The following is a 25,108-nucleotide window of genomic DNA, read 5'->3' as shown; positions in this document are numbered from 1 at the left end:
TCGCCGGTACTGGCAATGAATCAATTGGCAAATGTACCTTGCAGGTGCTCAGCCCGAAACTCCAGGGTTTGTGGTCGGTAACCGGAACGCAGGGGCGGCAAGGGCAGGCAGTCTTCCCACTCGGCCCCCGGCTGCAGTTCGCCAGGGCCACGGTAGCGCGGCGCGTTGTAGGTATTTTCGGCGAGGTTCACGGTATCGCCCGGTGCATAGGCGGCTACGCGCCAACGCAGTTCGGTGAGCGGTACCGGGTTGCCGTTCTTCATGTGCACCTGCAGGGTTCGGTCGGCGGGGCACTGGTCTGGGGCGTAGCGCAGGCGCAGGTCCAGGCGGGCCAGTTGCGAGGCTTCGCGGGTGTCCTGCCAGGCAACGAACAGGGCCACCAGGCCCAGGCCGCACACGGCGGCCAGGGAAATGGGCAGGGCCTTGGCCGGGTAGCGCAACAGCAGCACCAGCCAGGTGAGGATAAGGACGGCACCGATGATCATGAGCCTTGCAGACCTTGGTTGTGCGGGTCTGACCATCGTAGCCTTAAATGAGGGAGGGCTCAAAAGCGGGAGGGCTTCGCCCTCCTATCGCCGGCAAGCCAGCTCCTGCAGGGATCGCATCAGGGCTGATAGGTGTTTGTCACAAGATATGCAGCGGCTGTGAGATCGAGCGCCGCCCGCGCGGCGCAATCGCGAGCTGCGCTCGCTCCTACGTTTGTTTCGGGCCAGTAACGCCTGTGACAGGCGCGCGCGGCCGCCTTGTTTGTACGACGCGATATTGAGGCATGCACCAAGGCGTTCGCGCGCAAATCCCACAGGAATAATTGGCCCGAAACAAACGTAGGAGCGAGCGCAGCTCGCGATTGCGCCGCGCGGGCGGCGCTCGATCTCACAGCCGCTGCATACCTTGTGGCAAACACCTGTCAGCCCTAAGGCGATCCCTGTGGGAGCTGGCTTGAACTGGCCTAATGATTTTGGACATCTTCATCGGGCGCTATGATGGCGCCCAATTGGAGGCAAAATCAGTGCGTAAATCTTACTCAAGAGAATACAAAGTCCAAGCTGCCGAAATGGTGCTGGACGGTGGCCAGTCAGTCCCCGAAGTCTGCGCGGCCCTTGGGCTTGGGCCTACGGCGTTGCGTCGTTGGGTTGAGCAGGTGCGTGAAGAGCGAGCCGGCAAGGTTCCAGCTGGAGCCAAAGCGATCACTCCCGAGCAGCAACGAATTGAAGAACTCGAAGCGCTGGTTCGGCAAAAAGATCGGGATATCGAAATCCTAAAAAAGGCCAGTGCTCTTCTGCTTCGGGACTCCAAAGATCGTTCTCGCTGATCAACGAGCTGAGTGAGCAATACCCTGTTATCGACTGCTGCCGCGTGCTTGGGGTCAAGCGCAGCAGCTTCTACGCGTGGCGCAAACGCCAAGGGCGTGAAAACCCGGCCAGGGATGCTCTGCGTCTGCTTGCGGTTAAGCACTTCAACGCGTCACGAAGTGCCTCTGGCTCGCGAACGCTGGTGCAGGAATTGCGGCGTGAGGGCCATGAAGTCGGGCGATTCAAGGTGCGCGCGTTGATGCGAGAAGCTGGCCTGAAATGCAAGCAGCGCAGGCCGCACCGGTATCGGTCATCGGGCGCGGAAGCACTGATCGCGGAGAATCAGCTGAAGCGTAATTTCAAAGTTTCGACAATCAATGAGGTTTGGTGTGGCGATGTGACTTACATTCAGGTTGGCAGGCGCTGGTTGTACCTGGCCGCCGTGATTGATCTTTATGCCCGCCGAGTAGTGGGTTGGGCGTTCTCGATGATTGCAGATGCCAATTTGGCTTGTAACGCCTTGCGCATGGCAGCTGAGTCGCGAGGTAGGCCAGCGGGTGTAATGTTTCATTCAGACCAGGGCTGTCAGTACGCCAGCCATAAATTCAGAGCCACGCTCGATGAGTACAACTTGAACCAGAGCATGAGCCATCGAGGCCAATGCTGGGATAACGCTGCCATGGAGCGGTTCTTCGGAGCGTTGAAGTCAGAGTGGATGCCCGCAGGGGGCTACGAGACCGAAGCGCAGGCACGAGTAGATATCCAGGCTTATCTGATGCGCTACAACCTCAAGCGTCTCCACAGCTACAACGGCTATGAAACGCCGGTAGCCATGGAGGAAAAGCTCAAGATAGCGGTATGAACCTTAACCGGTGTCCAAAATTACTTGACCAGTTCAGCTTGCCGGCGTTAGGGCCGCGAAGCGGCCCCGGGATTTCACTTATTGCGCAATGGTCTTTACAGACACACCACGCTCGACCGGCGTAGAGGTGCGCCCATACACATCTTCGAAGCGCTCGATATCATCTTCACCCAGGTAACTCCCGGACTGCACCTCAATGATCTCCAGCGGGATCTTGCCCGGGTTGCGCAGGCGGTGCACCGACGCAATCGGGATGTAGGTCGACTGGTTCTCGGTCAGCAGGAACACGTTTTCGTCGCAGGTCACCTCGGCAGTGCCGGACACCACGATCCAGTGTTCGGCGCGGTGGTGGTGCATCTGCAGCGACAGGCTGGCGCCTGGCTTGACGGTGATGTGCTTGACCTGGAAGCGGCCGCCCATGTCCACCGAGTCGTAAGAACCCCATGGGCGATACACTTCCAGGTGGTTCTGGGTTTCGCTACGGCCCTGTTCGTCCAGTGTCTTGACCATCTGCTTCACGCCCTGAACCTTGTCCTTGTGGGCGATCATCATGGCGTCCTTGGTCTCGACCACCACGATGTTCTCAAGGCCGATCACCGACACCAGCTTGCCGTTACCGTGGATCATGCAGTTGTGGCTGTCCTGCACCACCACATCGCCCTTGGTGACGTTGCCATTGTCGTCCTTCTCATGCACCTCCCACAACGACGACCAGCAGCCCACGTCACTCCAGCCGGCCGACATCGGCACGACACAGGCGCGCTGGGTTTTTTCCATCACCGCGTAGTCGAGGGAGTTGTCCGGGCAGCAGGCGAAAGTGGCGGGGTCGATGCTCAGCACATCGCCGTCTTCCTGGCTACGCTCCAAGGCCAGTACACAGGTGTCGTAGATATCGCCATCGTGCTTTTTCAGCTCCTCGAGGAAGCGGCTGGCGCGGAACAGGAACATGCCGCTGTTCCAGAAGTAACCACCGGCCTGGACGAACTCGGTGGCGCGCTTCTCGTCGGGCTTCTCGACGAACTGCGCGACCCGCGCCACGCCCTCGGGCAGCAATGCATCCTGGCTGGAGCGGATGTAGCCGTAGCCGGTTTCCGGCTTGGTCGCCGGTACCCCGAACAACACCATCTCGCCGCGCTCTGCCGCTACGGTGGCCAGGGCCAGGGCACGTTGCAGGGCCTTCTGGTCCTCGATTACATGGTCGGCAGGCAGCACCAGCATCAGTTCGTCACGGCCTTCGTTGACCAGTTTCATCGCGGCCATGGCCACCGCTGGCGCCGTATTGCGGCCAAACGGCTCCATCAGGATGCCTTGGGTTTCCAGCTTCAGGGCAGCCAGCTGCTCCTGCACGATGAACTTGTGGTCCTTGTTGCAGACCACGATCGGCGTGTCCATGCCCTCGAACGCCAGGCGCGAGAGGGTTTGCTGGAACAGCGTATGTTCACCGGTCAGGGCCAGGAACTGCTTGGGGAACTGCTTGCGCGACAAAGGCCACAGACGCGAACCGCTACCACCAGAAAGAATTACCGGGATCATCATGTTTCTCCAATAGTCGTTGAGAGGCAGGGGAATCAGTTGCTAGCCACGGGGCGAGTTACCCACACCGGCGACAAGGCGTTGCCGGAACCCGTTACGTACAGCACTGCGGCTTCGCCGCGCTCAAGGGCGACTGGCTTCACGTCACCCACTTTCTTGTCACCTTGGTACAGCGCCAGGTTCACCTTGACCGGGTTGATCTCGCGCTCGCCACGGCCGTTGGCGGCCACTTGCTTGACCACTTCGGTCTTGCCGTCGGCGGTTTTCAGGGTCAGCTGCTGGTCGCTCAGGTTCTGCACGCGCACCAGGGCTTTCTGCTTGTTCTTGAACGGCGGCTCTTCGATCAGCTTCGGGTTGCCGCTGCTGCTGTTGACCAGGGTGTAGTACTTGTCCGAGGCCAGCTTGACCGGCACGCTCTTGCCGCCGACCTTGGCGGTGTAGTCACCGCCAGGCAGGAAGCTGAAATCGCTGCTGGCCTGGGCGCCAACCTGCTTGATCTGGGTGTTGCCCACACTGGCGGCAGCCGGTGCACTGGTGGCGTTGTACAGCCGCACGAACGTGGAGCCTTTCGGCGCGCTGGGGCCATACAGGGCGGCGTCGGCGCCGGCGAAGGCCTGCATGGAGGCAAGGGACAGGCCGGCCGCCAGGGTGAGGGCTTTGGCAATGGAAGTCTTGGTAGTCATGTGCGTGTTCCTCTCTTCAGTCAGTGGTTCGTCCGGGTGGACGACAAGGCCAGGTTTTCTTCGGATTTACGGGCGTTCTTCAGCTGCGCGACCCAGTGCGGGTCGAAGCTGCTGAGGTCGTTCTTCATTGGCAGATATCGTTCTGGGAATTCCCACACCACCACTTGTGGCGCGGCGTTCTTGAAGGCATCGCTTTGCAGGTACTTGAGCATGGGCACCAACGGGCCGTGGCCGTCCTCGGCGTAATTGGCCACGTCGCTGCGCAGCGCCTGCTGCAGGGCGCCAAGGAAGTTCCAGTGCGGGTTGGCGCTGTAGCTGGTACCAACCAGTGCCACCGGTATGCGGCTGTCGGCGAACAGCGCGTCCGCGCCGTCACCCTCGGCCTCGGCGGCCCGGGTGGTACGCTGTTGCAGGCTGTCCGGGGCGGGCAGCAGGTTGCTGAACAAAGGGTCCAGTGGCAGGAAGTTGGTCAGGTCACCTTTGTACGGGGCGGTGCTGCCTGCTTCGGTGATGAAGGCCTGCGGGGCGCCGTCGAGCAGGTTCTGCCGGCGCACGGCGTCAGCCAGCGCCTGCGCCGCCACTTCGGCGCCCATCGGCGTCCAGTGGGTGTCGGTACGCAGGAACACCTGGCCGCGGGCCTTGGCCTGTGCCAGTGGGCCCATCAGCTCGGGCGCAAACACGTTGGCCTGGCGTGCCTGGGCGTGAAACTGGTTATACAGGTCGTCATGCAAGCTGGCCGGTTGTTGCTTGCCGATGTATTCGGCGTACACCCGCGCCTTGGCCGGGACGATCGCCAGCACCAGGTGCACGCCGTGCTGCTGCAGGGTGTCGCGTACACCGCGGATCAGCGCCAGGTTCTCTTGCATCAGTTGTTCGGCACCGGCGGTGGGCTTGAACTCTTCGTCACTGAACAACCACTGGTCGCGGCCCAGCACCACGCCAGGGCGGCCTTCGTGGAACAGCTTGAAGTCCATCGCCGCCCACAGGTTGGTGCCCAGGCGCTTGATCGGGAACTGGTCGTCGTAATGGATTTCGGCTGCCTTGGCCAGTTTGCCGTTGAGCAGGGTCATCTGCTCGGTGCGCTGGAAACTTTCCAGCCCACCGGTGGACCAGACGCCCATGCCCACCAACAGGCCGATGAAGGACAGCGAATAGGTAATGCGTAACGTTCGGGTCATGTCAGCCACCTCAGAACTGGAAGTAGAGGAACGGCGAGTAGCTCTGCGCCGAAAGCTTGAGGATCGAGGCCACGAACAGCAGCAACACCAGCGCGCGGGTCATGACCCGGGTCCAGTCCAGGCCCAGCGAACCGTCACTGTTGACCTGCACCGGGGTGGCCTTGGGCGTGGGTTTGGCGTTGCGGTAGAAGTCGCGCAGGCCGAAGAACGCCAGGGTGAGATAGGCGATCACCAGGGTGGCGACCTGCAGGCCGGTGAGCTGGGCACGGTTGAGTTCCGACAGTTGCCAGTCGCCGAAGCTGAACATGGCGCCATACATGCGTGCGGCGACGTGCAGGTTTTCGGCGCGGAAGATCACCCAGCCGACCACCACCAGCAGGAAGGTGAAGGCCCATTTCACCGGGTTGAAACGCTGCGGGTTGGTGTCGATGCCCAGCGCCCGCTCGATCGCCAGCCACATGCCGTGCCAGGCGCCCCAGATGATGTAGGTGAAGTTGGCGCCATGCCACAGGCCGCCCAGCAGCATGGTCAGGAACAGGTTGCGGTAAGTGTTGAAGGTGCCTTTGCGGTTACCGCCCAGGGTGATGTACAGGTAGTCGCGCAGCCAGGTCGACAGGCTGATGTGCCAGCGCCGCCAGAACTCGGTGATGGACTGGCTGATGTATGGCTGCTTGAAGTTTTCCATGAAGCGGAAGCCCATCATCAGCCCCAGGCCGATGGCCATGTCGCTGTAGCCGCTGAAGTCGAAGTACAACTGCGCGGTGTAGGCCAGGGCGCCGAGCCAGGCATCCCCGGTGGTCGGGTTCTGCAGGGCGAAGCAGTGGTCGGCGACCACTGCCAGGGTGTCGGCGATGAACACCTTCTTGATGAAACCCTGCATGAAGCGGGTGCAGCCTTCGGAGAACTTGTCCAGGGTATGGGTGCGGTTGTTGAACTGGTCGACCAGGTCCTTGAAACGCAGCACGGGGCCGGCGATCAGGTGCGGGAAGATCGCCACGAACGCGGCGAAGTCGATCAGGTTGCGCGTGGCCGGGGTGTCGCCGCGGTACACGTCGATGATGTAGCTGATCGACTCGAAGATGTAGAACGAGATACCGATCGGCAGCAGCACGTGGGTGAGGATGAAGGGCTCCAGGCCAAACGAGGTGATGATCGCATTCAGGCTGTCGACACCGAAGTTGGCGTACTTGAAGTAGCCGAGAATGGCCAGGTCGACACCGACCCCCAGCAGCAGCCAGCGCTGTGCCGGCTTGGTGCGCACGCCGGCGGCACCTACTTTCAGGCCGATCCAGTAGTTCCACAGGGTGACCCCGGCGAACAAAGCCAGGAAGTCCACCCGCCACCAGGCATAGAAGATGTAGCTGGCGACCAGCAGCAGCAGGTTGCGATAACGTTGCCCGCTCAAGTAATACAGGCCGAGGAATATCGGCAAGAACAGGAACAGGAACACGTTGGACGAGAAGACCATCCCGGTTCTCCTTATTGTTCACAGCATCCGGGGCACAGCGCCCCCCAAACCCCCCAGCAAAAAGCTGGAGGGCAACTTAGATCCCTGTGGGAGCGGGCATGCCCGCGAACAAGGGCGAAGCCCTTGCCATGCACCGCGGTGGCTTCTTCGCGGGCATGCCCGCTCCCACAGGTACCGACCCCACAATGGGAGTCAGTTCACTTCTTGCTTGCTGCGCTCGGGTCATAGACCCGGGTCACATCGCCGCCCAGCCGGAAGCTGTTGAACGGCTGCATCCCGTGCTTGCGCTCCAGCGTGTCGCCGACGCAGTGGTACAGCGCGCACCAAGGCTCGAGCCAGGCGTACTTGTTGTCGACCTTGAGGTCTTTCATGTCCTGCTTCTCACCGGCTCGTTCGGCGAAGTGACGGGGGTCGCGGGCGCCGTAGAGCACACCTTCGCCCAAGCGCTGCAGGGCAAAGTTGTTTTCGCTGCGCAGGTCCACGCCGTTGGCCTGGGCGAAGCTGGCAATCATCGCCAGCGGCGGCAGGGCGTAGTTGTGATAGGCCAGGGCACGTTGCTTGCGCCTGACTTCGTTGGGCAGGAAACCTTGCTCGTCGACCTGGTTGGCACCTACCTTGAATTCCTTCACCGCCCAGTCGAACAGGTCGCGGCGGTCGGTGGCCACGGCGGTGGCCATCACCGACCAGGCGGCCCAGTAGCTGTGGTTATTGATCTTCTCCAGCGGCAGGTTGCTCCAGTCCTGCACGGTCTGCTCGGCCAGGCGGTCCAGCCATTTCTCGATCAGCTTGGCCTCGGCCTGGTGCGCGGCCAGCGGCTGGGCAGTGGAGAACTTCAGGCGCAGCCACGAGCCGCTCATGCTGCCCAGGGCCCATTTGCGCATCGACTTGCCGGTGTGGTTGTAGTCGGTGGACAGCAGCGCATTGGCCCGCGCCCAGGTCCCCAGCCAGGCCAAGGTGCAGTCGAGTTGCGCCGGGCGGCCATCACGCATGTATTGGCCGACCATCTTGCTCACGCCCTTTTCCAGCGTGGTGATGTCTTCGGTCGACTTGCGAAAGGCCTTTTCCGAGGCGACATTGAGCGTGGCACGGGCCTTGTCGGAGCCTTCGTACTTACTGCGGAATTGCAGCGCACCGGTGTAGGGTTTTGGTGCCGGCTCGCAGCGGAAATTGCCGTCGCCCGTTTTGGGTTTCTCGATGCCCTCGTAATAGCCTTGGGGTGGCACCAGCGCAGCGTGCGCGGCGCTGCCGAACAGCGCCATGGCGAGCAGGGCAGGGCGAAAGATTTGCTTGAATACGGTCATGGTCGCCTCACTGGCCGGCTTGCGCGGTTTGCGCAGGCACGGCGAAGTTGTTGCGTTTGCAGAGTTTGGCCTCGACTTTCTGGGTGCCGCTTTCCGGGCCTTGCACCTCGAACGCCAGCAGGCTCTGGTCGGCCCAGTCCTCGTCCTCGCGCATCTGGAAGACAAAGCGGCCGTCGGTGTCGGAGGTTTCCGGTTTTTCCAGCTTGATGTCTTCGTGGCGGCCGTTGAGGTACCACAGGGTGGCTTGCAGCACCTTCACCGATGGGTCGTCGAACCTGACATCCATCTGCAGGTTGCGGTTGATCAGCTGTTTCACTACGCCGCCCTTGCCGTTGACCATCAGCTCGTTGTTGCCGGGCTTGAGCGTGGTGCTGGCGCTCATCAGCGCCGGGCGGTCATTGCAGCCATCGTCGAGCAGGCCAAGGATTTGCCGCCAGATGGTTTCCTGGTCCAGGCGGTACAGCGGCGAGAACTCCCAGATCAGGATCTTGGGCGGGTTCTTGCGGAATTCCTCGCTGCCCAGGTACTGGATCATCGAGCCTTCCAGGCCACCGCCGGGGAAGGCGACGTTGAGCACATCGGCGCCGATGTACTGCTCGAGGAAACCGGAAAAGTTGTAGTTCTTGCCGCTGTGGCTGGTGCCGACCAAGGTGATCTGTGCGTTGCCGCTGTCGCCGAACAGGTCGTCGCCGCCGCCGCTGGAACCTTTCGGCTCGGTGGCGAACTGGTCCATGTACTGGATCGCATAGCTGGTGCCACACAGTTGGCCGGCCACGTTGTGCAGGGTGCCCGTCTTGCCCATGCGGCCAGATTTCTTGGTTTCGAATTCCTTGCGCGGGATGCCCGCGAAAGCCGGCATCTTGTGCACGGTGTCGGCGACGATCCTGGCGGCGCGCTGGGCACCGTACGGTGTCCAGTGCTGGTCACCGCGGAAGTAGAAGTCCTTGCCCTGGTCGGCGGCGGCCAGTTGTTCGTTGGTCAGCGGCGACAGGTCGGGCACGTTGTAGCCCATGCTGGCGAAGCGCTTGAGCATGGCCTGGTAGTTGCCCAGTGCCTTCTGGTAGTTGAACGCAGCTTTCTCGGCCGGGTTGAGCATGTTGCGGTTCACCAGGCCACGGGTGGGCTGGTACACCATCACCAGCTCCACGCCACGCTTCTTGAACGCGTCGTGCACTTGTTGCAGGCGCTTGTAGCCGGCCGGCGTGGTGCTGAACTCGGTGCGCAAGTCTTCGCGTGTTCGGAACAGCCAGTCGCCCTTGGCTTGCACCAGGGTGGTGAAGTTCTGCTGGTAGCGGGTGGTGTAGCGGCTGGCATCGTGCGCTTCGGGGCACAGCTGGCAGCAGGGTTCGGCCGTGAAGGTCGGGGCCTTGACTTCATCGGCGCGCACGCCTTGGCTGATTGCCAGAAGGGCAGCGGACAGGCCCAGCAGTTTCATCAGGTGTGGAGTCATGGTCTAGGCTTCCTTAATCGATCATTTCGGTCTGGCGCTCGACCGGGTCGATCAGCACAGCCTTCTGCTGGCGGACCAGCAGGTCGAGGATTTCGTCCTGGCGCTCGCCCAGCACGCCGTTGAGGCTGATGCCGCTGGCCTTGCGCGGGGCGAGCATGGATACCTTGTACAGCTCGACCGACAGCGGCGAGTCGATCGACAGCGGGCCCGAGCCGTTGGCCGCCAGTTCGCCGCCCACCACGATCAGCGACACCTTGGTGTCGAACGGGTCGAGGGCGATGTCGCGGTCGGTGTCGGACAAGTCCTTGATGTGGCCGTATACGCCTACCAGGCCGTTGGCCATGGCCACGTTCTCGTACAGGCGGATGTTCACGCTGTTACGTACGCGTATGCCGTGGCGGCGGTTGTTGATCAGCTTGTTGCCCCAGATCAGGTTGTCGCCGCTTTCGTACAGGGTGATGCCGTCGGTGTGGTTGCGGTAGATCTCGTTGTAGGCCACCAGATTGTTGACGCTGTTACGGTCGATCACCACGCCGGAGAGCTTGTTGTCGTAGCTCTTGTTGTTGATGATCCAGCTGTCGTTGACCTCACGCGAAATGATGATGCCGTGCTTCTTCTTGGTGCCGTAGACCGTGTTGCCGGCGATGATCAGGCGGTGCGAGCGGTCGTGCGGGTCGATGCCATAGACGATGTTGTCGTTGTAGGTATTGTCCTTGACCACGAAGTTCTGGGTTTCGTAGCAGTAGAAGCCGTACCACATGTCGCTGAACTGCGAACCGATGATCCAGCCGGTGGGTTCCGGGCGGCCCATGCGCTTGGCCATGTTCGGGGTGTACTGCGAAATGCTCACGCCGTACGACTTGGACTTGGCATAGCCGAAACTGGCCATCTTGGTATTGACGATGTAGGTTTCGGTACCGCCCCACGAGAGCAGGAATGGGCGGAATTCCTTGGGCGAGCGGAAGGTCGCCGGGCCGTTGTCTTTCTCCCGCCAGCCGGTCACCTGGGTGTCGGTGACGAACAGCTTGCCGTCGTTGACCAGGAACGCGCCGCCCTCCTGGGACAGGCGCAGTTGCTTGACCTTGCCATCGATCTCGAGGATGCCCTTGCGGCCGACCACGATCGGCAGGCGCGCCAGGTACACGCCGGGCTCGACTTCGCGCAGGTACTGTCGCGGCACCTGCTTGCTCAGCTCGACGAGGTCGACATGGCCGTCATCGATGAAGATCGCCTGCGGAATACCGTGCTGGCGCTGGACCCACTCGGCCGCCTTGTTGTCGCCGCCGACAAATTCCTTGAGGGTGTCTTCCTGGAACATGCGGCGCAGGCTGACCTTGCCCTTGTGGCTGCGGTCGATCTTCTTCTGCACAGCCTGGGCGGTGTAGCCGCTCAGGTCGGGCAGCTTGGGCGGGTCCATGTGCAGGGGCTCGATCGGCGCGCTGGCCACGGTGTAGGTCTTGGCCTGCTGCAGCTCCTTGGCAATGACCTTGGGCTCTGCGGCGACGGCCAGGCCCGAGGCCAGCAACAAGGCGCTGGCCAACAGGCTGTGACGTAGGTGCGGGTGAAGGTTCATCAGGTTTCTCCCGGCCTCAGAAGCGCCAGATCACGTCGACGAAGGCGCGGTGCATGTACGAGTCCGCTTCCTTGCCATAGGCGTCGCCCGGCTTGAATACACCCGCGCGCAGGCGTACCAGGGCAGACGGCTCGTCGATTGCCTGGCTCATGGACGCGGGCAGCAGGCCTTGCTTGAAGTACTTGGTCACGACCACGTCCATCTCCTGGCCAAGGTCTTTTTCACCGTCGACCAGTTGGCGGTTCACACCGTTGTCGTCGACCACGGCGTTGATGCCGCTGGAGCCGATGTTCTGGTTGCCATCGACGCGCCAGAACTTGTGGTAGATCAGGCTGGCGTCATAGTCGTCGCGCAGTTGCCACGATGCGAACAGCGTGGCCGCCTGCAGGTTGCCCAGCTCGCCGCGGAAGGCCTCACCGAAGCGGTGTACCCGCGAGCGGGTGCCGGTGAAGTTGGAGCGGTTGCTTTCCAGCCCGGTCTGCTCGAAGTTGTTCGAACCATCGTCACCGCCGCCGCCGCTGCCGCGGGCGTAGGCTGCACCCACCTGCCATTGCGGGTCGAGGCGCAGGCGGATACCCAGGTCGGTGGCCCAGGCATTGACGTTGCCGCTCTGCTTGCCGGTGGCCACCTGATCGTCACCCACCTGTTGGGTGGTGAGCTTGTCGCGGTCGCCGGTCAGCCAGGTGACGCTGCCCCAGTAGTTGACGGTGTGGTCATTGCGCCAGTTGTAGGCGTCGCTGTTGGCCTCGAGGCCCAGCCAGGTGAGGTCGCCGGTGCGGGTCTTGTCCAGTGCATCGACGGTTTCCCCGGGTTGGTTCAGGCTGCCGCTGTCATGGGTGTGGTGGGCGCGCAGGCCAACCCAGTGGCCGGGCGTCCATTGCGTGGCGATGTTGCCGTAGACGTGCGTACGGTCCTTGTCCTCGGGCGCCAGCTCGGTGAGGTCGGTACGGTATTCGCTGAAGCGCTGGGCCACGCCCAGGTCGGCCTTGAGCAAGGTGGTGTCGAAGGTCCAGTTCAGCGCCTCGATGTTGGTGTCGCGCCACATGCCGTCATCGCTGCGCAGGCGCTGGCGACCCAGGCGCAGTTGCTCGCCAGGGTAGGCGGTGAGGCCGCTGTAGCCGACCCAGAATTCGCGCATGGCCAGGTAGCTTTTGTCTGGCTTGCGGCTGTCGTCACCGGTGTCGGTGGTGGTGCCGTCGTCGTTCTGGCGCAGGGTGTCGGTTTCGATGGTGTCGGTGGCTGCGACCGCCTGGCCCATGGCGTAGGCGCTCCAGTTGCCGCGCTCGCCGTACACCCATGGGCGCAGGTCCAGGCCCAGGCCGTTGACGTCGCCGCCGGGGCGGGTACCCAGGTCACGGTCGTCTTCGGATTGGCCGGTGATTTTCACGTCCAGGCCGAAATTTTTCTCAGCGGTCATTTCCGCCAGGGTCGGGCAGGACCACAGCAGGGCGAAGCTCAGGCCGATGCCGGCTTTCACGAAGGGATTGAGCGTCATAGCGAGTCCTCACCGTCTACTTCTGGTTCGTCGTCTTGCAGGGCTTCGGTGGCCAGGGTGCTGTTGGCGCCTTGGCTCATGCTGCCGCGGGCCTGCTTTTCCTGAGCCAGCAGTTGCTCGGCCTGGTGGCGCTGGTCCGGGGTCAGTTGCGGCTCGAGCCGTTGCAGCATTTCTGCCGCCTGCGGCGTGGGGTTGGCTTGTGCCAGCTGGGCGAACACCCAGGCATTGCCCGGTTGCGGGCGAATGCCATGGCCTTCGCTGAACAACTGGGCCAAGGCATAGTCGGCGCTGATCTGCCCGCCGCGGGCGGCGGCCAGCAGGTTGTCGACAGCCTTTTGCGGCTCGACGTTGCCCAGGTAACCACGGCGGTACAGCTGGCCCAGGTAGTAATGGGCGCTGGTTTCGCCAGCGTCGGCGGCCGCCTGCAGGTGGCGTTCGGCTTTCTTGGCGTCGGCCGGTACGGTCTTGCCTTCGTAGTACAGGCGGCCCAGCAGCAGTTCGGCACGTGGCAGCTCGGCTTCGCGACCCTTGTCGATGTAGGCCAGCAACTGGTCGGTGTCGCCCAGTTCGGGGAACTCGTACAGCAATTGCGCCAGGCTGACCCACGACGCCGGGTTGGCCGGTGCCACCTGTTCGAGCAAGTCCTTGGCAGTTTTTTCATCGGTCTGGCCAAGGCTGCTATCGGCCAGCACCCGGGCCACGCTGTCGACCCGGCTGGCTGGCACGGCACCACGGGCGTAGGCCGCCTGCAGCTGGCCGAGCAGGGCGGCCTGCTGGTCGGTCTGGCCGCGCTTCTGGTACACGGTGGCCAGTTCGACGTAGCACATGTCGGTGGCGCTCAGGGCGGCCTTGCAGATTTTCTCCACGTCGTCCAGGTGCTGGTCGTAGCTGCCCTGGGTGCGATACAGCAGCACCTGGGCCAGGCCCGCTTCCGGGTTGCCGGTGGCGCGCCACTGGTCGATCTGCTGCTGCGCGTTGACCTTGGGGAAGCTTTGCGGGTAGCTCAGGTACAGCATCGCCAGCGGGATCAGGGTGTTGCCTTCACCCTGGCGGGCGGCGAGTTTCAGCAGCGTTTCGGCTTCTTCACGCTCGGCCTGGGTGCTGTCGGGCTTGGCCACCAGCAGGCGGCCAAGGCGGGCCTGGGCGCGCGACGAGGACGCAGCGGCAGCGCGGTAGGTGGCCTCGGCCTCCTTGATTTGCGCCGGGTCGCGGCTGGCCACCTTGATGTCGGCCAGGCCCACTTGCGCATCGCTGTAGCCCAGGTCGGCCAGGGCCTTGTAGTTGCGTTCGGCCAATGCCGTGTCACCGCGCTTCAGGGCTTCGTTGGCCAGGCGCTGGTCGGGCAGGCCGGCGCAGCCGGCCAAGGTGATGGCCATGGCCAGGCCACACAGACCCAGATTCACACGGAACCTGTGGGGGCAGGTGTTGGTATCAGCGATCATCGTCCGATCCTCTTACAGCCCACGGGCCGCGGCTTTGTCGATCAGCCAGTTCAGCGACGGGCCACGGTCGCTGTTGACTGCCGCCGGGCGGCCGGCCAGCTCGGCAGGCAGGCCGCTATCGGGCTTGATCTGCACACGGATGTCGGAGGCCAGGTCTTCGCTGTTGAGGCTGGCGCTACTGACGATCTGGCCGGTACGCACTTCGTCTTCGCCGGCGACCTGGAAATTGACCCGGGTGCCTGGCTTGACCTCATCGAACTGGCGGTAGCTGAAACGCGCCTCGACCATCGGGTTGGTGGTACGCGGAATCAGCTGGAAGATCGGCTGGCCCTTGGCCGCGTACTGGCCGTCGTCCACCAACTGGCGGGCGACCACGCAATCGCAGGGGCTGGTGAGGGTGCCGGAGAGTTGCTTGCCGAACAGTTCCTCGATCTTCGCCGGTTCCAGTTGCGTGTCGTCGAGGTTGCCCTTGAGCATGTCCAGCATGCTGGTGGTGAAGCTGGCCAGTGGCGCGCCCTTGGCCACCTGCCCACCGCTCTCCACCAGGCTGTTCACGGTGCCGTCGCGCGGCATGGTGACATTGGTGGTGGGTACTGCGACCACACCGGCTTCGGCATGGCTGATGAAGTACATGCCGTACAACGACTTGGCGACGAAACCGAAGGCGGCGATGCCGACCACGAACACACCGAGGGTGACGGTAACGGCCTTGAGCCGGCCGAAGGGGCTCAGGCCACTGCCGCCGTCCTTCTGCTTGCGCGCCTTGGTGAAGTTGTCGCGTTGCAGGGTGCTGAGCACGTCGCCGGCAGTGATCAGCTCACCCGACAGGTGCGAGGTGATGATATGGCGCAGGGTGGCGATGTCGCGTGGCTCCAGGTTCTGGAATTGCGCACCGGTACGCCCGCTGTCGGGGTGGTACGAGCGCACCTGGAATTCGATGTCCATCGACAGGCCGAGGTTGTCGACCGTGAACATCAACCGCCCACGCAACGCATCGCCCACCGCCAGTTGCTGCTTGGTGTGGAAGCTCAAGCCTCCGGCGGAAAGGTCGTCGACCTTCACATCGTGGGCCTGGCGCTGGGCGTCGATGAAGCGCAGCTTGGCGGGTATGCGTACCCGGGCGTGCTGGCGCTGGGCTTCGGACTCATGCACGACGTTGACATTCACGGCGGTATTCATGGGGTTTGTTCCTGTTAGATCCGATCCGGGTTGGGCTCACACGACCATGAACAGCACAGCAACGAAGATGCTGGCCGCCGAGAAGGTCATGGTCCGCGAGGACCAGGTGTTGAACCATTGTTGAAAGCTGGCGAGGTCACGCTTGAGGGCAGTGGGCTGACGCGTCCACGACTGTTTGTCGAGGCGGAAGAACACGTAGATCTTCATCAGCGCGCCGATGATCTGGTTGTAATAGAGGATCAGCGGGTAGGCCGGGCCGACGTTGTGGCCAGAGCACAGCAGCATCACGGTGAGGATCAGGCGGGTAATGCCGATCCACAGCAGGTACACCAGCAGGTATGCCAGGCCGAACTTGAGGCTGGCGATCACCGCCACGGTCAGGCCCAGCAGGCTGGTCCACATCGATACGCGCTGGTCGAACAGCACGATGCTGGTGAACAGCCCCAGGCGCCGCAGGCCCAGGCCCAGCGCACGGGAGTTCTGCCGCAGGTTGTTGCCGTACCAGCGGTACATCAGCTTGCGGCTGGCCTTGAAGAAGCTTTTCTCCGGCGGGTGCTCGACCGTGTTGATGGCAGCGTCCGGCACGTAGAAGGTGTCGTAGCCCAGGCGCATCAGGCTGAACCAGCTGGACTTGTCGTCACCGGTCAGGAACTTGAAGCGGCCCAGGCGCCAGTGCATCAGCGAGTCGCTTTCGACGTCGGCAATGAACTCGGGGTTGGTGACCACGCTGGCGCGGAACATCGACATGCGCCCGGTCATGGTGAGTACGCGCTTGGACAGGGCCATCGAGCACATGTTGATGTGGCGCTGGGCGAAGCGCAGCTTGTGCCATTCGCTCATGATGTAGCCGCCACGTACTTCGCAGAACTCGTTGGTGGTCAGGCCGCCGACATTGGGGTACAGCTTGAACCACGGTACGGTCTTGCGCACCACGCCATCGGCCAGCACGGTGTCACCGTCGATCACCGCCACCACGGCGTTTTCGTCCGGCAGCATGCGGGAGATGGCACGGAAGCCGTAGGCCAGGCCATCGCGCTTGCCAGTACCGGCGATACGGACGATGTCCAGCTTCACGTGGGCCGGCGGGTTGTACTTGGCCCACAGGCTCTTCACCAGCAATTCATCGGACATTTCCACCAGCGAGCAGACCACGGTGGTGGGGAAACCGCAGTTGATCGCCTCGCGGATCACCGAGCTGTACACCTGAGCGGTGGTCAATGCTTCGATGCGGAAGCTGGTGACCATCAGGTACACGTGCGACGGGTCGGCGGCGCTGCTCATTTTCTGCACCTTGCGGCGCAGGTAGGGGTACACACCGTAGAGGAAGATCATGCCGCGGATGAAATGGGTGGCGCCCATCGAGTAGCGCCAGATGCCGACGGCGCCGACCAGGAAGATGAAGTGCTTCGATTGCGAGTCGAAGATATCGGCTGGCAGGGCCAGGGCGATCAGCATGAGCAGGCTCATGTAGAGCAGCCAACCGGCGCACTGCAACAGCACTGTCTGGAGCCTTTGCATGTTCAGCATCCGTGGAAAATTCGGGAAAGGGCGGCAGCGCAAGTGGGGAGCCTTGCGCCGCCTGGCCCAGGGCTTACCAGCAGATGCCTTCGGTGCGGCTGGCTGCGCTGGTCGGTTCACTCATGAAGCCGACCAGGTCGATTACTTGTTTGCCGGCCGGTACTTGCTGGGCAAGGGCACGGAACTGCTCGTCACGGTTGCCCAGAACGATGATGTCGGCGTTGTCGATGACCTTGTGGAAGTCACCGTTAAGCAGCGACGATACGTGCGGGATCTTCGATTCGATGTAGTCTTTGTTGGCTCCATGAACGCGGGCGTATTCGACGTTCTCGTCGTAGATATCCAGTTGGTAGCCCTTGCCGATCAGGCGTTCGGCCAGCTCCACCAGTGGGCTTTCGCGCAGGTCGTCGGTGCCGGCTTTGAAGCTCAGGCCAAGCAGCGCGACCTTGCGTTTGTCGTGGGCTTCGATCAGTTCGAAGGCGTTTTGCACCTGCGACTCGTTACTGCGCATCAGCGAGTCGAGCAGCGGGGCACGCACGTCCAGGCTGGCGGCACGGTAGGTCAGGGCGCGCACGTCCTTCGGCAGGCACGAGCCGCCGAAGGCAAAGCCGGGGCGCATGTAGTACTGCGACAGGTTGAGCACCTTGTCCTGGCAGACCACGTCCATCACTTCACGGCCATCCACACCGACAGCCTTGGCGATGTTGCCGATCTCGTTCGCGAAGGTGACCTTGGTGGCATGCCACACGTTGCAGGTGTATTTGATCATCTCGGCCACTTCGATCGGCTTGCGGATGACCGGGGCGTCGAGTTCTTCGTACAGCGCCTGGAGGATGTCGCCGCTGGCGCTGTCCAGTTCGCCGATGACGGTCATCGGTGGCTGGTCGTAGTCCTTGATTGCAGTGCTTTCACGCAGGAATTCCGGGTTCACCGCGACGCCGAAGTCAACGCCGGCCTTTTTGCCCGAGCAATCTTCGAGGATCGGGATCACCACGTTCTTGACGGTGCCTGGCAACACAGTGCTGCGCACCACGATGGTATGGCGGCGCGTGGTGTCGCGCAGCACATAGCCGATTTCCCGGCACACCGACTCGATGTATTCCAGGCCCAGGTCACCGTTTTTCTTGCTGGGGGTGCCCACACAGATCATCGATACATCGCTGGCGCGAATGGCCTCGGCGAAGTCGGTGGTGCCGCGCAGGCGACCATTGGCGATGCCTTGTTGCAACAGTGCTTCCAGGCCAGGTTCGACGATCGGCGACTTGCCCTGGTTGATCAGGTCGATCTTGGTGCTGGACACGTCCACACCGATTACTTCATGGCCACGCGCCGTCAGGCAGCCTGCACAGACTGCACCCACATAACCCAAACCAAAGATGCTGATACGCATCGCTATCACCTCATGTGTTTATCACGCCGACGCCTCCGTGGAGTGCCGGGCTGGGTTGATTAACAGCAGTTTTCAGGCGCACGGGTTCATGGCGAATGCACACTTCACCGAGCGCAGGCAACATAAGTCCGGAGTGCACGAAAAGTTATGCACTCAAATTAGGCATTTAAAAGCCAAGTAGTAAAAACGTGCCCTGTCATGCAGCCGTCGTTATTGCAAGGCGCTACTCGGCGCTTTGCTGTGCTTGTTTTTCAAGTGGGATAAATCCTTTGAAATCAACCACTAGGACGAGTTGTACGGGACGCTTGTCTCCTGTAAGGACAGGCACTTGGGAGTTAGCCGGGCGGCCTGTCTGTATGTTGTGGCAGGTAGTGGATACCTTGCCATTGTCATCTGTAAGTCATCTCTCACAACCCGTGGGCAGGAAATTCGTTACGGCTCTATGAGCGGTTGTGGATATGAGAAGTTCCTGGCTGAGTTTCGTCTCGATGAAAGATTTCTAAATATTTATTAAGCTGCCGACAGTTTCAATTTGATGGCACGCATCGGTTTGCCCCCGATGTTTGAAGGGCGAAACTGTTGCGAGATGTTTTAGTGCCAGCATCGAAAAAATTTTTTCAGAATTCGTCAGAAAAGGTATGAACGGTAGCCCCGGCGGCAGAGCGAGACACTTGCGTAAAGATTTTTTGGCGCCAGAAAAATGACGAATAGGGGGTGTTCTCTCATGAGCGGCCCGCACGGCTTGCAACATTTTGTAGGCACATTTTTTTTAAGGTTTTGCCACTGTGGCCGTTAAGCCTCATGGGCGCTCCCAGAGGAGGTGCCTGTGTACGAAGGAGCGTCTCAGGCAGCTTGAGGCTACGGCCGCAAGGGCGTCTCACCCCATCACCACAGGGAAGAGACGAGAATGACACCGATGAAAAGATTTACGCGAATCCTTTGTGCAACTGCCTCGTTGCTTGCTGCCGGCCAAGCGCTGGCGGGGCCGCCTGTCGAGGTTACCTTCAGAAACCTTGGTACAGAGACCGTCAAGCTCCAGTTGACTAATGCCAATGAGAGCAGCACCTATCAGATTGCAGTGCCCGCGCCGGATCAAGAAGTCAGAGCTGGCCAGTCGATAAAGTTTACCGTCCAACGCTTAGTGAGTCCGGATGCGAATGGCGCCATGTTGCGCTATGCGGACGGACGAAAGTCATGCGCTTTCAGCACCACATTCGTGATGATGATGGCCGGGGGCATAAAGCAACCCAAATGGAACAAAACAGCCACCCCGACCGGCGGGGCAACTTGCACCGCTGTGAATTCAGGTTTCGCTGCTAACTACGCCTGGAAAGCCGAGTTCACCATGAAGTAACCACTTGGCGTTGATCGAGTGGCCCGTCCAGTTACTGGCAGGCTGCTCGGTTGAGGCTGAATGCACTGAAGTGCTAACTCAACCAGGAGGATAGTCATGTCCAGGATTGGCGATTTTATTGCTTCACCCTTGCAAAAAATATTCAAAGCGATTCCGGTGGCCACTACTGCGACCTCGTCTGACTTGGACGCAGCCAGAGTTGATGGTGAAGGCGAGAGTGTGCCAGACGTGTCTCCACTTGCTCGTCAGCTAGCGGCTGCCGCAGAGCGGACAGCGCAGCGTGACAGCCAGCTTAGCCGTCAGGAACTGGCTAAATTGGGCATGCGCATCAGGGATGATCTGAACAGCTCTGTCCACGGCCTGAACAAGCCTCTGAACGATGCGTTTGTACCTGACACTGATGACGCGGAGTTGCTGGCCCGTGCGCGGCAGGCGACCGAGTTCGTTAATGGAAAAGGACAGAATCCATTCAAAGATTTGTCCACTGAACAATTGGTCTTGATTGGCTATGACGAAGAGGGTGATTTCACCAAGAATGAAAGAGAGGCCGCTTTCATGGAAATTGGGCATCGGTATTCATTGTGGACTCATTATATTGTTGATAAATCGAATGCTGAATATGAAAAAACCGGCCTCATAGACGATTCCATCAGGGAAGTGATCGCCTATTACAAGGCACTACCTGCGATAGAGGAGGCGCAATTCGGTAATTATGAAATCAATCTGAATATGCTGATTGGTAGAAAAGAGTCCCCCCCAGGTGAGGAAGCGGACTCACTGCAGGAAACAATCTTGAAAACCGTCCGCAAGTTGGAAGATGAGGCGCGGCACGCAAAGCCGGCGCTGGCACCGGCAGGCGACCAGGACAACCGTGCATGAAGCCGATGATCAGCCTCACCAACGTCAGCCGGTTCCATGCTGGCCGGCCGGTGCTGCACGGCATCGACCTGATGGTGCCTGGGGGCCAAAGCTGCGCCATCATCGGCCCGTCCGGTTCAGGCAAAAGCACCTTGCTGAACCTGATCGGCCTGCTTGACCGCCCATGCAGTGGCCGTGTCCTGCTAAATGACATCGACGTGACGGCAGCCAGCGCTGATCAGCGTGCGGTCATGCGCAATCAGCTGATCGGTTTTGTCTTTCAGAGTTTCAACTTGCTGCCGCGGCTCTGCGCGCTGGATAACGTCGCGCTACCGCTGGCCTATCGCGGCCTGCGCCTGCCTGCGGCGCGGCGCCTGGCCCAGGTGCAGTTGGAGGCCGTGGACCTTGGCGCGCGAGGCGGTCAGCGGCCTGCCGATTTGTCAGGTGGCCAACGGCAGCGGGTGGCCATTGCCCGTGCGTTGGTCACTGAACCGCGCATGCTGATCGCGGACGAGCCAACCGGCAGCCTGGATCCGTCGACAGGCAATCGCGTGCTGCAACTGCTGCTGAAGCTCAACCGCGAACGCGGCACCACGCTGCTCATGGTCACGCATGACCTGTCCCTGGCGCAGCAGATGCAACGCCGCGTGCGTGTGGAAGATGGGCGCCTGAGCGATGCCTGAGCACTATGGCCCCGGCTGGCAGCAGCGCTTCGCCGAGGCGCTGCTGAACCTTCGCCTGATGGGGCGCAGGGCGTGGCTGGCACTGCTGGGGATAGGGGTCGGCTGTGCTGCGGTGGTTGCTTTGCTGAACATGGGGCATGGCGCAGCGCAGCATGTGAAAGTGCTTTTCAAAGGTATGGGCAGCGAACTGATGGTCGTCGAGTTGGAGCGCCCGGACAGGCGTGGCAGCGCAGCGATGCCTGACCTGACCGGTATGTCAGCGTATGTGCGGGTGGCGGCCCCGCTGATTGTCGCTGCAAGCACTGTCCAGCGGCAGGGTTTACGGCAGGACGCAATGGTTGTAGGTAGCACGCCCCAGCTTGCCGAGCTGCTTGAGCTTCGTGCCCGGGGTGGGCGCCTGCTGTCTGCACATGATGCCGACGCCCTGCATGTCCTGTTGGGAGCCTCGCTGGCGGTTCAATTGGCCGCACGGGAGGGCGAGCAAGTGCAGCTGGGGCGCTACCTGTTCGACGTGGTTGGAGTACTGGCGGCAACAGGTGACAACCCATTGTTGCCGGTCATGCTGGACCAGGCTGTGATCATGCCCTTATCAGGCATGCGCCGCCTGATCCCGGCCCCGGATGTGGGTTTGATGCTGGCACTCGGGCGCGACCCCCATCCGTTGGCAAAGTCCGCAGAATGTCTGTCAGCCCATCTCCAGGCACAACTGCCATTGCACCAAGTGTCAGTGCGGCTGCCGAGCCAGTTGCTCGAGGGCATGGCCGGCCAGTCGCAGATGCTCAACGGTTTACTGGCGGGGTTTGCCGTGATTGCCTTGCTGTTGGGCGGCGTCGGCGTGATGAACATCATGTTGATGAACGTTGCCGAACGCCGCCGGGAAATTGGCCTTCGCCTTGCCCTTGGGGCGCGGGCCCGGGATATCGGTTGGTCGTTCCTGCTCGAAGCCTTGCTGTTGTCTTGTGCCGGTGCATGGGTGGGTGCAGTGGCAGGGCTACTGGCTGCCTGGTTGTTCGCCTGGCTCTCCGGTTGGCCGCTGTCACTGGCTTTTTACTCGCTGCCATTAGGCGTAGCCGCTTCGTTGTTTGCAGGGCTTGTGTCGGGCTTGTATCCGGCACTCGCCGCCGCGCGCCTGCAACCGGTGGAGGCATTGCGTGAGGTCTAGCGGATGGCTGCTTGCCTGCGCGTTGCTCCTGCCTGCTGCAGCCAGGGCTGAAGGGGTCAGCGCACTGGCGATGGCCAGGGCCCATGAAGTGCCATTGCAGTTGGCAGATGCGGTTGCCCTGGCCTTGCGAGACAACCGCGCCATTCGTAGCGCCCGGCTTCGGCGCAGGGTTGAAAAATTCGACCTGCGTGTGGTCCGTGATCACTACTCGCCGCAACTTTCACTCAAGGCGCGCGCTTACGGTAATCGCAACCAGAGCGAGCGTTACCGAGAGGCCGACTTCGTCCCGTCAGCCAAGCTGTTGACACCTTACGGCACGCGCCTGAGCCTGGATTGGTCATATGGCCATGCCCGGGGGCATGAGTCAGGCGCGCGCTATAGGAACGGCGCCAACCTGAGCGTGACCCAGCCACTGCTGCGAGGTGCCGGCCGTGCCATCGCGGGCGCGCCACTGCGTCAGGCGCAGCTGTCGGAGCAGCTCAACCGGCTGGCGCTCAAGGATGATGTTGCGCGGGTCATCAACCAGGTCATCTTCCTTTACCGCGCGTTGCTACGTGCTCAGGAGCAACAGAACATTGCTGAGCAGGCGTTGCGGCGCGCGCGTCAGCTTGTGCAGGTTAACCAGGCCCTTATCAGTGCGGGCCGCATGGCAGCGTTCGAGATCATCCAGGCTGAAGCCGAGGTGGCTACCCAGGAGCTGGCACTGGAGAGTAGCCGCAGCCAGTTGCGGGGAAACCGGCTTGCCTTGGCCCAAGCACTGGCTATCGACCTTGCAACCCCTTTGCGGGCTGTGGACAAGGTCGAGGTGCAACAGGTGCAGGTGGATGCCGCGCAAGCGTTGGCCCAGGCCGAAGCGCTGCAACCTGCCTATCTGATGCAGCAGATTACAAGTGAGCAACTTGCAATCGACTTGCTGCTGGCTCGTGACCAGCAATCTTGGGACTTGGCGTTGGTGGCTGGGGCCAGCCAGGCGCATGAACGCCCTGGCAGTCGGCCGAGTTGGCAGCGCTATGTGGGGCTGGAGCTGGAGGTACCCCTGGGTGGCCTGAGTCTGCGGCAGGCTGAGGTGCATGCCGAGGCCGCACTGCAACACCATCAACTGACCAAGGCCGAGGTGTACCAGCAGTTGCAGCGCGATGTGAGCGATGCCGTGCGGGATATTAAGGTGCATTGGCGGCAGTTGGAGATTGTCCGGCGGATGTTGTCCCTATCGCAGCGCAAACTTGATATCGAACGGGAAAAACTGGCCCTCGGGCGCTCAAGCAACTTTGAGGTGCTGAGCTTCGAGAGTGATCTGCGCCATGCTCAGAACGCCTACTTGGATGCTGCCATCGCTTACCTCAATGGCCGCGCAGTGCTTGACCAGGTACAGGGTTCGACGCTGCAAAACTGGGGTGTGGACCTGTATGACTAGGAGGCATCGGGGGTTATGGATAGTGCCTGGCCTGTTCAGTCTGTTCGTTATCTGGTTCTGGTACGGCTGGCCGGCAGAGCCGCGGCCCGACGGTGAGCGTTGGGTGCCGATCGTGCCCCAGCATTTGCAGCAGCATCTGGGCTTGGCCGGCAGGCTGCAGGCAACACGCCAGGTCACCGTGACGGCACCGTTCGACGGCATACTGGCCGCAATCGCTGTCAGTCATGGGCAGCGCGTTCAGGCGGGGCAGGTGCTACTTACGCTGGACACCGACCAGTTGGCTATCCAACTGCGCCAGGTGGAGGCGGACTGGTTGCGGGCTCGCAGCAACGTCATGGTTCTTGAAGCCTGGGCCAGCGGCCCTGAGGTGGGCAGGGCGCGGCGCATGCTGGCCAATGCGCGAAGCGCGCTGGCGGCTGGCCAGGTAAACCTGAGTGACACCCAGCGGCTATATGAGCGAGGCATTGTCGCGCGAATGGAGCTGCAGGGGCTGGCGCGACAGGTTGAGGCGCAGCGGCAAACCGTGCTCGATGCCGAGCAGGAGTTGCAGCAGGCACAGGTTCGCGGCCAAGGCGATAGCCTGCAAATTGCGCGGATGGAGCTGAGCAATGCCGAGGCGCGCAAACGTGCACTGCTAAGCTTGCAGCGCCAGCGCGTGATCAAGGCCCCCTTCAGTGCTGTGGTCGTGCGGGTGACGGCGCCTGGTGACACCGCGGTGCCCCTGCAGCCAGGCCAGCAGGTCGTTCGCGGCACGCCACTGCTGGAGCTGATAGACCTGGACCAGTTACAGGTTTTGGCAGCCGTAGAAGAGCAGGACGTGGGCATTCTGCGCGAGGGGCAGCAGGTGCAGGTCAGCGTGGCTGGCCAGTCATTTACCGGGGTATTGGCTCAAATAAGCCAGCAGCCCAGACCGGACGACGGGCAAGGTACCTGGTATGACGTGGTTGCAGATCTCGACCGGTCTGCGCCGTCAGCGCAGTCAGGCTTGCGCCTGGGGATGAGTGCACAGCTGAAAGTATTGGTATACAGCAACGACAGTGCCTTGGTGGTACCTGCCGAGGCGCTGCGGGTGGATCAGGCGGGTGCACATTACGCCGTATGGCGCGGCGAAGACGGCCAGCCGGCGAGGCGGGTTTTGGTTAAGGCAGGGGTGGCTTTGCCCGAGGGGGTGGAAGCTATCGGTTTGGAAAGCGGCTATGTACAGCTGCCCTGAAGGCGGTGGAGACTGGCCCTGGCCTTGCCGGTGCTCGCGGCTGGAGCGGTCCTGCGGGTA

The 25,108-nt window shown here is 61.9% G+C and carries 21 protein-coding genes; 8 read left to right on the top strand and 13 right to left on the bottom strand.

Annotation, left to right across the window (positions count from 1 at the left end):
* Positions 1-20: 20 nt before the first annotated feature.
* The gene (locus FPB55_RS21390) at positions 21-485 is read right to left on the bottom strand and encodes a hypothetical protein (protein WP_009685806.1); all 465 of its coding nucleotides are present in this window, start codon (positions 483-485) and stop codon (positions 21-23) included.
* Between the two features lie 467 nt (positions 486-952).
* Between FPB55_RS21390 and FPB55_RS26785 the strand changes: the two genes are divergently transcribed.
* Positions 953-1,312, top strand: coding sequence for a transposase (locus tag FPB55_RS26785; protein WP_009685034.1), 360 nt, complete (start codon positions 953-955; stop codon positions 1,310-1,312).
* Complete coding sequence (locus tag FPB55_RS21385) at positions 1,309-2,154, top strand: IS3 family transposase (RefSeq protein WP_033690846.1); 846 nt, start codon at positions 1,309-1,311, stop codon at positions 2,152-2,154. Before FPB55_RS26785 ends, FPB55_RS21385 begins: the two co-directional genes overlap by 4 nt.
* 78 nt (positions 2,155-2,232) lie before the next feature.
* On the opposite strand, the gene FPB55_RS21380 is transcribed toward FPB55_RS21385, so the two are convergent.
* The 12 genes from FPB55_RS21380 to FPB55_RS21320 all read right to left on the bottom strand — a co-directional run bounded on the left by FPB55_RS21380 (position 2,233) and on the right by FPB55_RS21320 (position 18,364).
* Positions 2,233-3,687 (bottom strand): mannose-1-phosphate guanylyltransferase/mannose-6-phosphate isomerase, encoded by a 1,455-nt coding sequence (locus FPB55_RS21380; RefSeq protein ID WP_029887406.1) that lies wholly within the window; start codon positions 3,685-3,687, stop codon positions 2,233-2,235.
* A gap of 35 nt (positions 3,688-3,722) precedes the next feature.
* Complete coding sequence (locus FPB55_RS21375) at positions 3,723-4,370, bottom strand: alginate O-acetyltransferase AlgF (RefSeq protein WP_144189235.1); 648 nt, start codon at positions 4,368-4,370, stop codon at positions 3,723-3,725.
* A 20-nt stretch (positions 4,371-4,390) separates the two neighbouring features.
* Positions 4,391-5,548, bottom strand: coding sequence for an alginate O-acetyltransferase (locus tag FPB55_RS21370; protein WP_144189233.1), 1,158 nt, complete (start codon positions 5,546-5,548; stop codon positions 4,391-4,393).
* Positions 5,549-5,558: 10 nt separating this feature from the next.
* Positions 5,559-7,016 carry an MBOAT family protein gene (locus FPB55_RS21365; RefSeq protein ID WP_009684468.1) on the bottom strand — a complete coding sequence of 486 codons (1,458 nt, stop codon included), beginning with the start codon at positions 7,014-7,016 and terminating at the stop codon, positions 5,559-5,561.
* 197 nt (positions 7,017-7,213) lie between these two features.
* Complete coding sequence (locus FPB55_RS21355; protein ID WP_144189231.1) at positions 7,214-8,317, bottom strand: mannuronate-specific alginate lyase; 1,104 nt, start codon at positions 8,315-8,317, stop codon at positions 7,214-7,216.
* 7 nt (positions 8,318-8,324) lie between these two features.
* Positions 8,325-9,767 (bottom strand): alginate O-acetyltransferase, encoded by a 1,443-nt coding sequence (locus FPB55_RS21350; protein WP_125854461.1) that lies wholly within the window; start codon positions 9,765-9,767, stop codon positions 8,325-8,327.
* A gap of 13 nt (positions 9,768-9,780) precedes the next feature.
* A complete protein-coding gene (gene algG, locus FPB55_RS21345) occupies positions 9,781-11,340 on the bottom strand; it encodes a mannuronan 5-epimerase AlgG (protein WP_144189229.1) in 1,560 nt (519 codons plus the stop codon).
* 16 nt (positions 11,341-11,356) lie between these two features.
* On the bottom strand, positions 11,357-12,835 hold the full coding sequence (locus tag FPB55_RS21340; RefSeq protein WP_054905664.1) for an alginate export family protein: 1,479 nt from the start codon (positions 12,833-12,835) through the stop codon (positions 11,357-11,359).
* Positions 12,832-14,277: an alginate biosynthesis TPR repeat lipoprotein AlgK gene (algK, locus tag FPB55_RS21335; RefSeq protein WP_144189227.1), complete on the bottom strand. Its 1,446-nt coding sequence runs from the start codon at positions 14,275-14,277 to the stop codon at positions 12,832-12,834. The genes FPB55_RS21340 and algK overlap by 4 nt, the downstream gene beginning before the upstream one ends.
* A gap of 12 nt (positions 14,278-14,289) precedes the next feature.
* Positions 14,290-15,456 carry a PilZ domain-containing protein gene (locus FPB55_RS21330; protein ID WP_054905662.1) on the bottom strand — a complete coding sequence of 389 codons (1,167 nt, stop codon included), beginning with the start codon at positions 15,454-15,456 and terminating at the stop codon, positions 14,290-14,292.
* A 36-nt stretch (positions 15,457-15,492) separates the two neighbouring features.
* Positions 15,493-16,974 (bottom strand): glycosyltransferase family 2 protein, encoded by a 1,482-nt coding sequence (locus FPB55_RS21325; protein WP_144189225.1) that lies wholly within the window; start codon positions 16,972-16,974, stop codon positions 15,493-15,495.
* Between the two features lie 73 nt (positions 16,975-17,047).
* Complete coding sequence (locus tag FPB55_RS21320; RefSeq protein WP_009684459.1) at positions 17,048-18,364, bottom strand: UDP-glucose/GDP-mannose dehydrogenase family protein; 1,317 nt, start codon at positions 18,362-18,364, stop codon at positions 17,048-17,050.
* Between the two features lie 907 nt (positions 18,365-19,271).
* On the opposite strand from FPB55_RS21320, the gene FPB55_RS21315 reads away from it, so the two are divergent.
* The 6 genes from FPB55_RS21315 to FPB55_RS21290 all read left to right on the top strand — a co-directional run bounded on the left by FPB55_RS21315 (position 19,272) and on the right by FPB55_RS21290 (position 25,048).
* Positions 19,272-19,718, top strand: coding sequence for a hypothetical protein (locus tag FPB55_RS21315; RefSeq protein WP_232109400.1), 447 nt, complete (start codon positions 19,272-19,274; stop codon positions 19,716-19,718).
* 96 nt (positions 19,719-19,814) lie between these two features.
* Positions 19,815-20,597, top strand: a complete 783-nt coding sequence (locus tag FPB55_RS21310; protein ID WP_144189224.1) for a hypothetical protein — start codon at positions 19,815-19,817, stop codon at positions 20,595-20,597.
* A 5-nt stretch (positions 20,598-20,602) separates the two neighbouring features.
* The gene (locus FPB55_RS21305) at positions 20,603-21,259 is read left to right on the top strand and encodes an ABC transporter ATP-binding protein (RefSeq protein ID WP_115295364.1); all 657 of its coding nucleotides are present in this window, start codon (positions 20,603-20,605) and stop codon (positions 21,257-21,259) included.
* A complete protein-coding gene (locus FPB55_RS21300) occupies positions 21,252-22,421 on the top strand; it encodes an ABC transporter permease (RefSeq protein ID WP_115294708.1) in 1,170 nt (389 codons plus the stop codon). The genes FPB55_RS21305 and FPB55_RS21300 overlap by 8 nt, the downstream gene beginning before the upstream one ends.
* A complete protein-coding gene (locus tag FPB55_RS21295) occupies positions 22,411-23,835 on the top strand; it encodes a TolC family protein (RefSeq protein WP_238706603.1) in 1,425 nt (474 codons plus the stop codon). Before FPB55_RS21300 ends, FPB55_RS21295 begins: the two co-directional genes overlap by 11 nt.
* Before the next feature lie 22 nt (positions 23,836-23,857).
* Positions 23,858-25,048, top strand: a complete 1,191-nt coding sequence (locus FPB55_RS21290) for an HlyD family efflux transporter periplasmic adaptor subunit (RefSeq protein WP_178097530.1) — start codon at positions 23,858-23,860, stop codon at positions 25,046-25,048.
* Positions 25,049-25,108 lie beyond the last annotated feature (60 nt).

The sequence above is a fragment of the Pseudomonas sp. BJP69 genome (assembly GCF_007633355.1).
Classification (GTDB): Bacteria; Pseudomonadota; Gammaproteobacteria; order Pseudomonadales; family Pseudomonadaceae; genus Aquipseudomonas; species Aquipseudomonas juntendi.
This window is presented reverse-complemented; position numbering and strand designations above follow the sequence as displayed.

Excerpts from the sequence above, each read along its gene's own strand:
- FPB55_RS21300 (WP_115294708.1), top strand. The coding sequence starts at position 21,252 with ATGCCTGAGCACTATGGCCCCGGCTGGCAGCAGCGCTTCGCCGAGGCG.
- FPB55_RS21380 (WP_029887406.1), bottom strand. The coding sequence starts at position 3,687 with ATGATCCCGGTAATTCTTTCTGGTGGTAGCGGTTCGCGTCTGTGGCCT.
- FPB55_RS21330 (WP_054905662.1), bottom strand. The coding sequence starts at position 15,456 with ATGAATACCGCCGTGAATGTCAACGTCGTGCATGAGTCCGAAGCCCAG.
- FPB55_RS21340 (WP_054905664.1), bottom strand. The coding sequence starts at position 12,835 with ATGACGCTCAATCCCTTCGTGAAAGCCGGCATCGGCCTGAGCTTCGCC.
- FPB55_RS21375 (WP_144189235.1), bottom strand. The coding sequence starts at position 4,370 with ATGACTACCAAGACTTCCATTGCCAAAGCCCTCACCCTGGCGGCCGGC.
- FPB55_RS21310 (WP_144189224.1), top strand. The coding sequence starts at position 19,815 with ATGTCCAGGATTGGCGATTTTATTGCTTCACCCTTGCAAAAAATATTC.
- FPB55_RS21370 (WP_144189233.1), bottom strand. The coding sequence starts at position 5,548 with ATGACCCGAACGTTACGCATTACCTATTCGCTGTCCTTCATCGGCCTG.
- FPB55_RS21390 (WP_009685806.1), bottom strand. The coding sequence starts at position 485 with ATGATCATCGGTGCCGTCCTTATCCTCACCTGGCTGGTGCTGCTGTTG.
- FPB55_RS21365 (WP_009684468.1), bottom strand. The coding sequence starts at position 7,016 with ATGGTCTTCTCGTCCAACGTGTTCCTGTTCCTGTTCTTGCCGATATTC.
- algK (WP_144189227.1), bottom strand. The coding sequence starts at position 14,277 with ATGATCGCTGATACCAACACCTGCCCCCACAGGTTCCGTGTGAATCTG.
- FPB55_RS21320 (WP_009684459.1), bottom strand. The coding sequence starts at position 18,364 with ATGCGTATCAGCATCTTTGGTTTGGGTTATGTGGGTGCAGTCTGTGCA.
- algG (WP_144189229.1), bottom strand. The coding sequence starts at position 11,340 with ATGAACCTTCACCCGCACCTACGTCACAGCCTGTTGGCCAGCGCCTTG.
- FPB55_RS21350 (WP_125854461.1), bottom strand. The coding sequence starts at position 9,767 with ATGACTCCACACCTGATGAAACTGCTGGGCCTGTCCGCTGCCCTTCTG.
- FPB55_RS21315 (WP_232109400.1), top strand. The coding sequence starts at position 19,272 with ATGACACCGATGAAAAGATTTACGCGAATCCTTTGTGCAACTGCCTCG.
- FPB55_RS21325 (WP_144189225.1), bottom strand. The coding sequence starts at position 16,974 with ATGCAAAGGCTCCAGACAGTGCTGTTGCAGTGCGCCGGTTGGCTGCTC.
- FPB55_RS26785 (WP_009685034.1), top strand. The coding sequence starts at position 953 with ATGATTTTGGACATCTTCATCGGGCGCTATGATGGCGCCCAATTGGAG.
- FPB55_RS21305 (WP_115295364.1), top strand. The coding sequence starts at position 20,603 with ATGATCAGCCTCACCAACGTCAGCCGGTTCCATGCTGGCCGGCCGGTG.
- FPB55_RS21355 (WP_144189231.1), bottom strand. The coding sequence starts at position 8,317 with ATGACCGTATTCAAGCAAATCTTTCGCCCTGCCCTGCTCGCCATGGCG.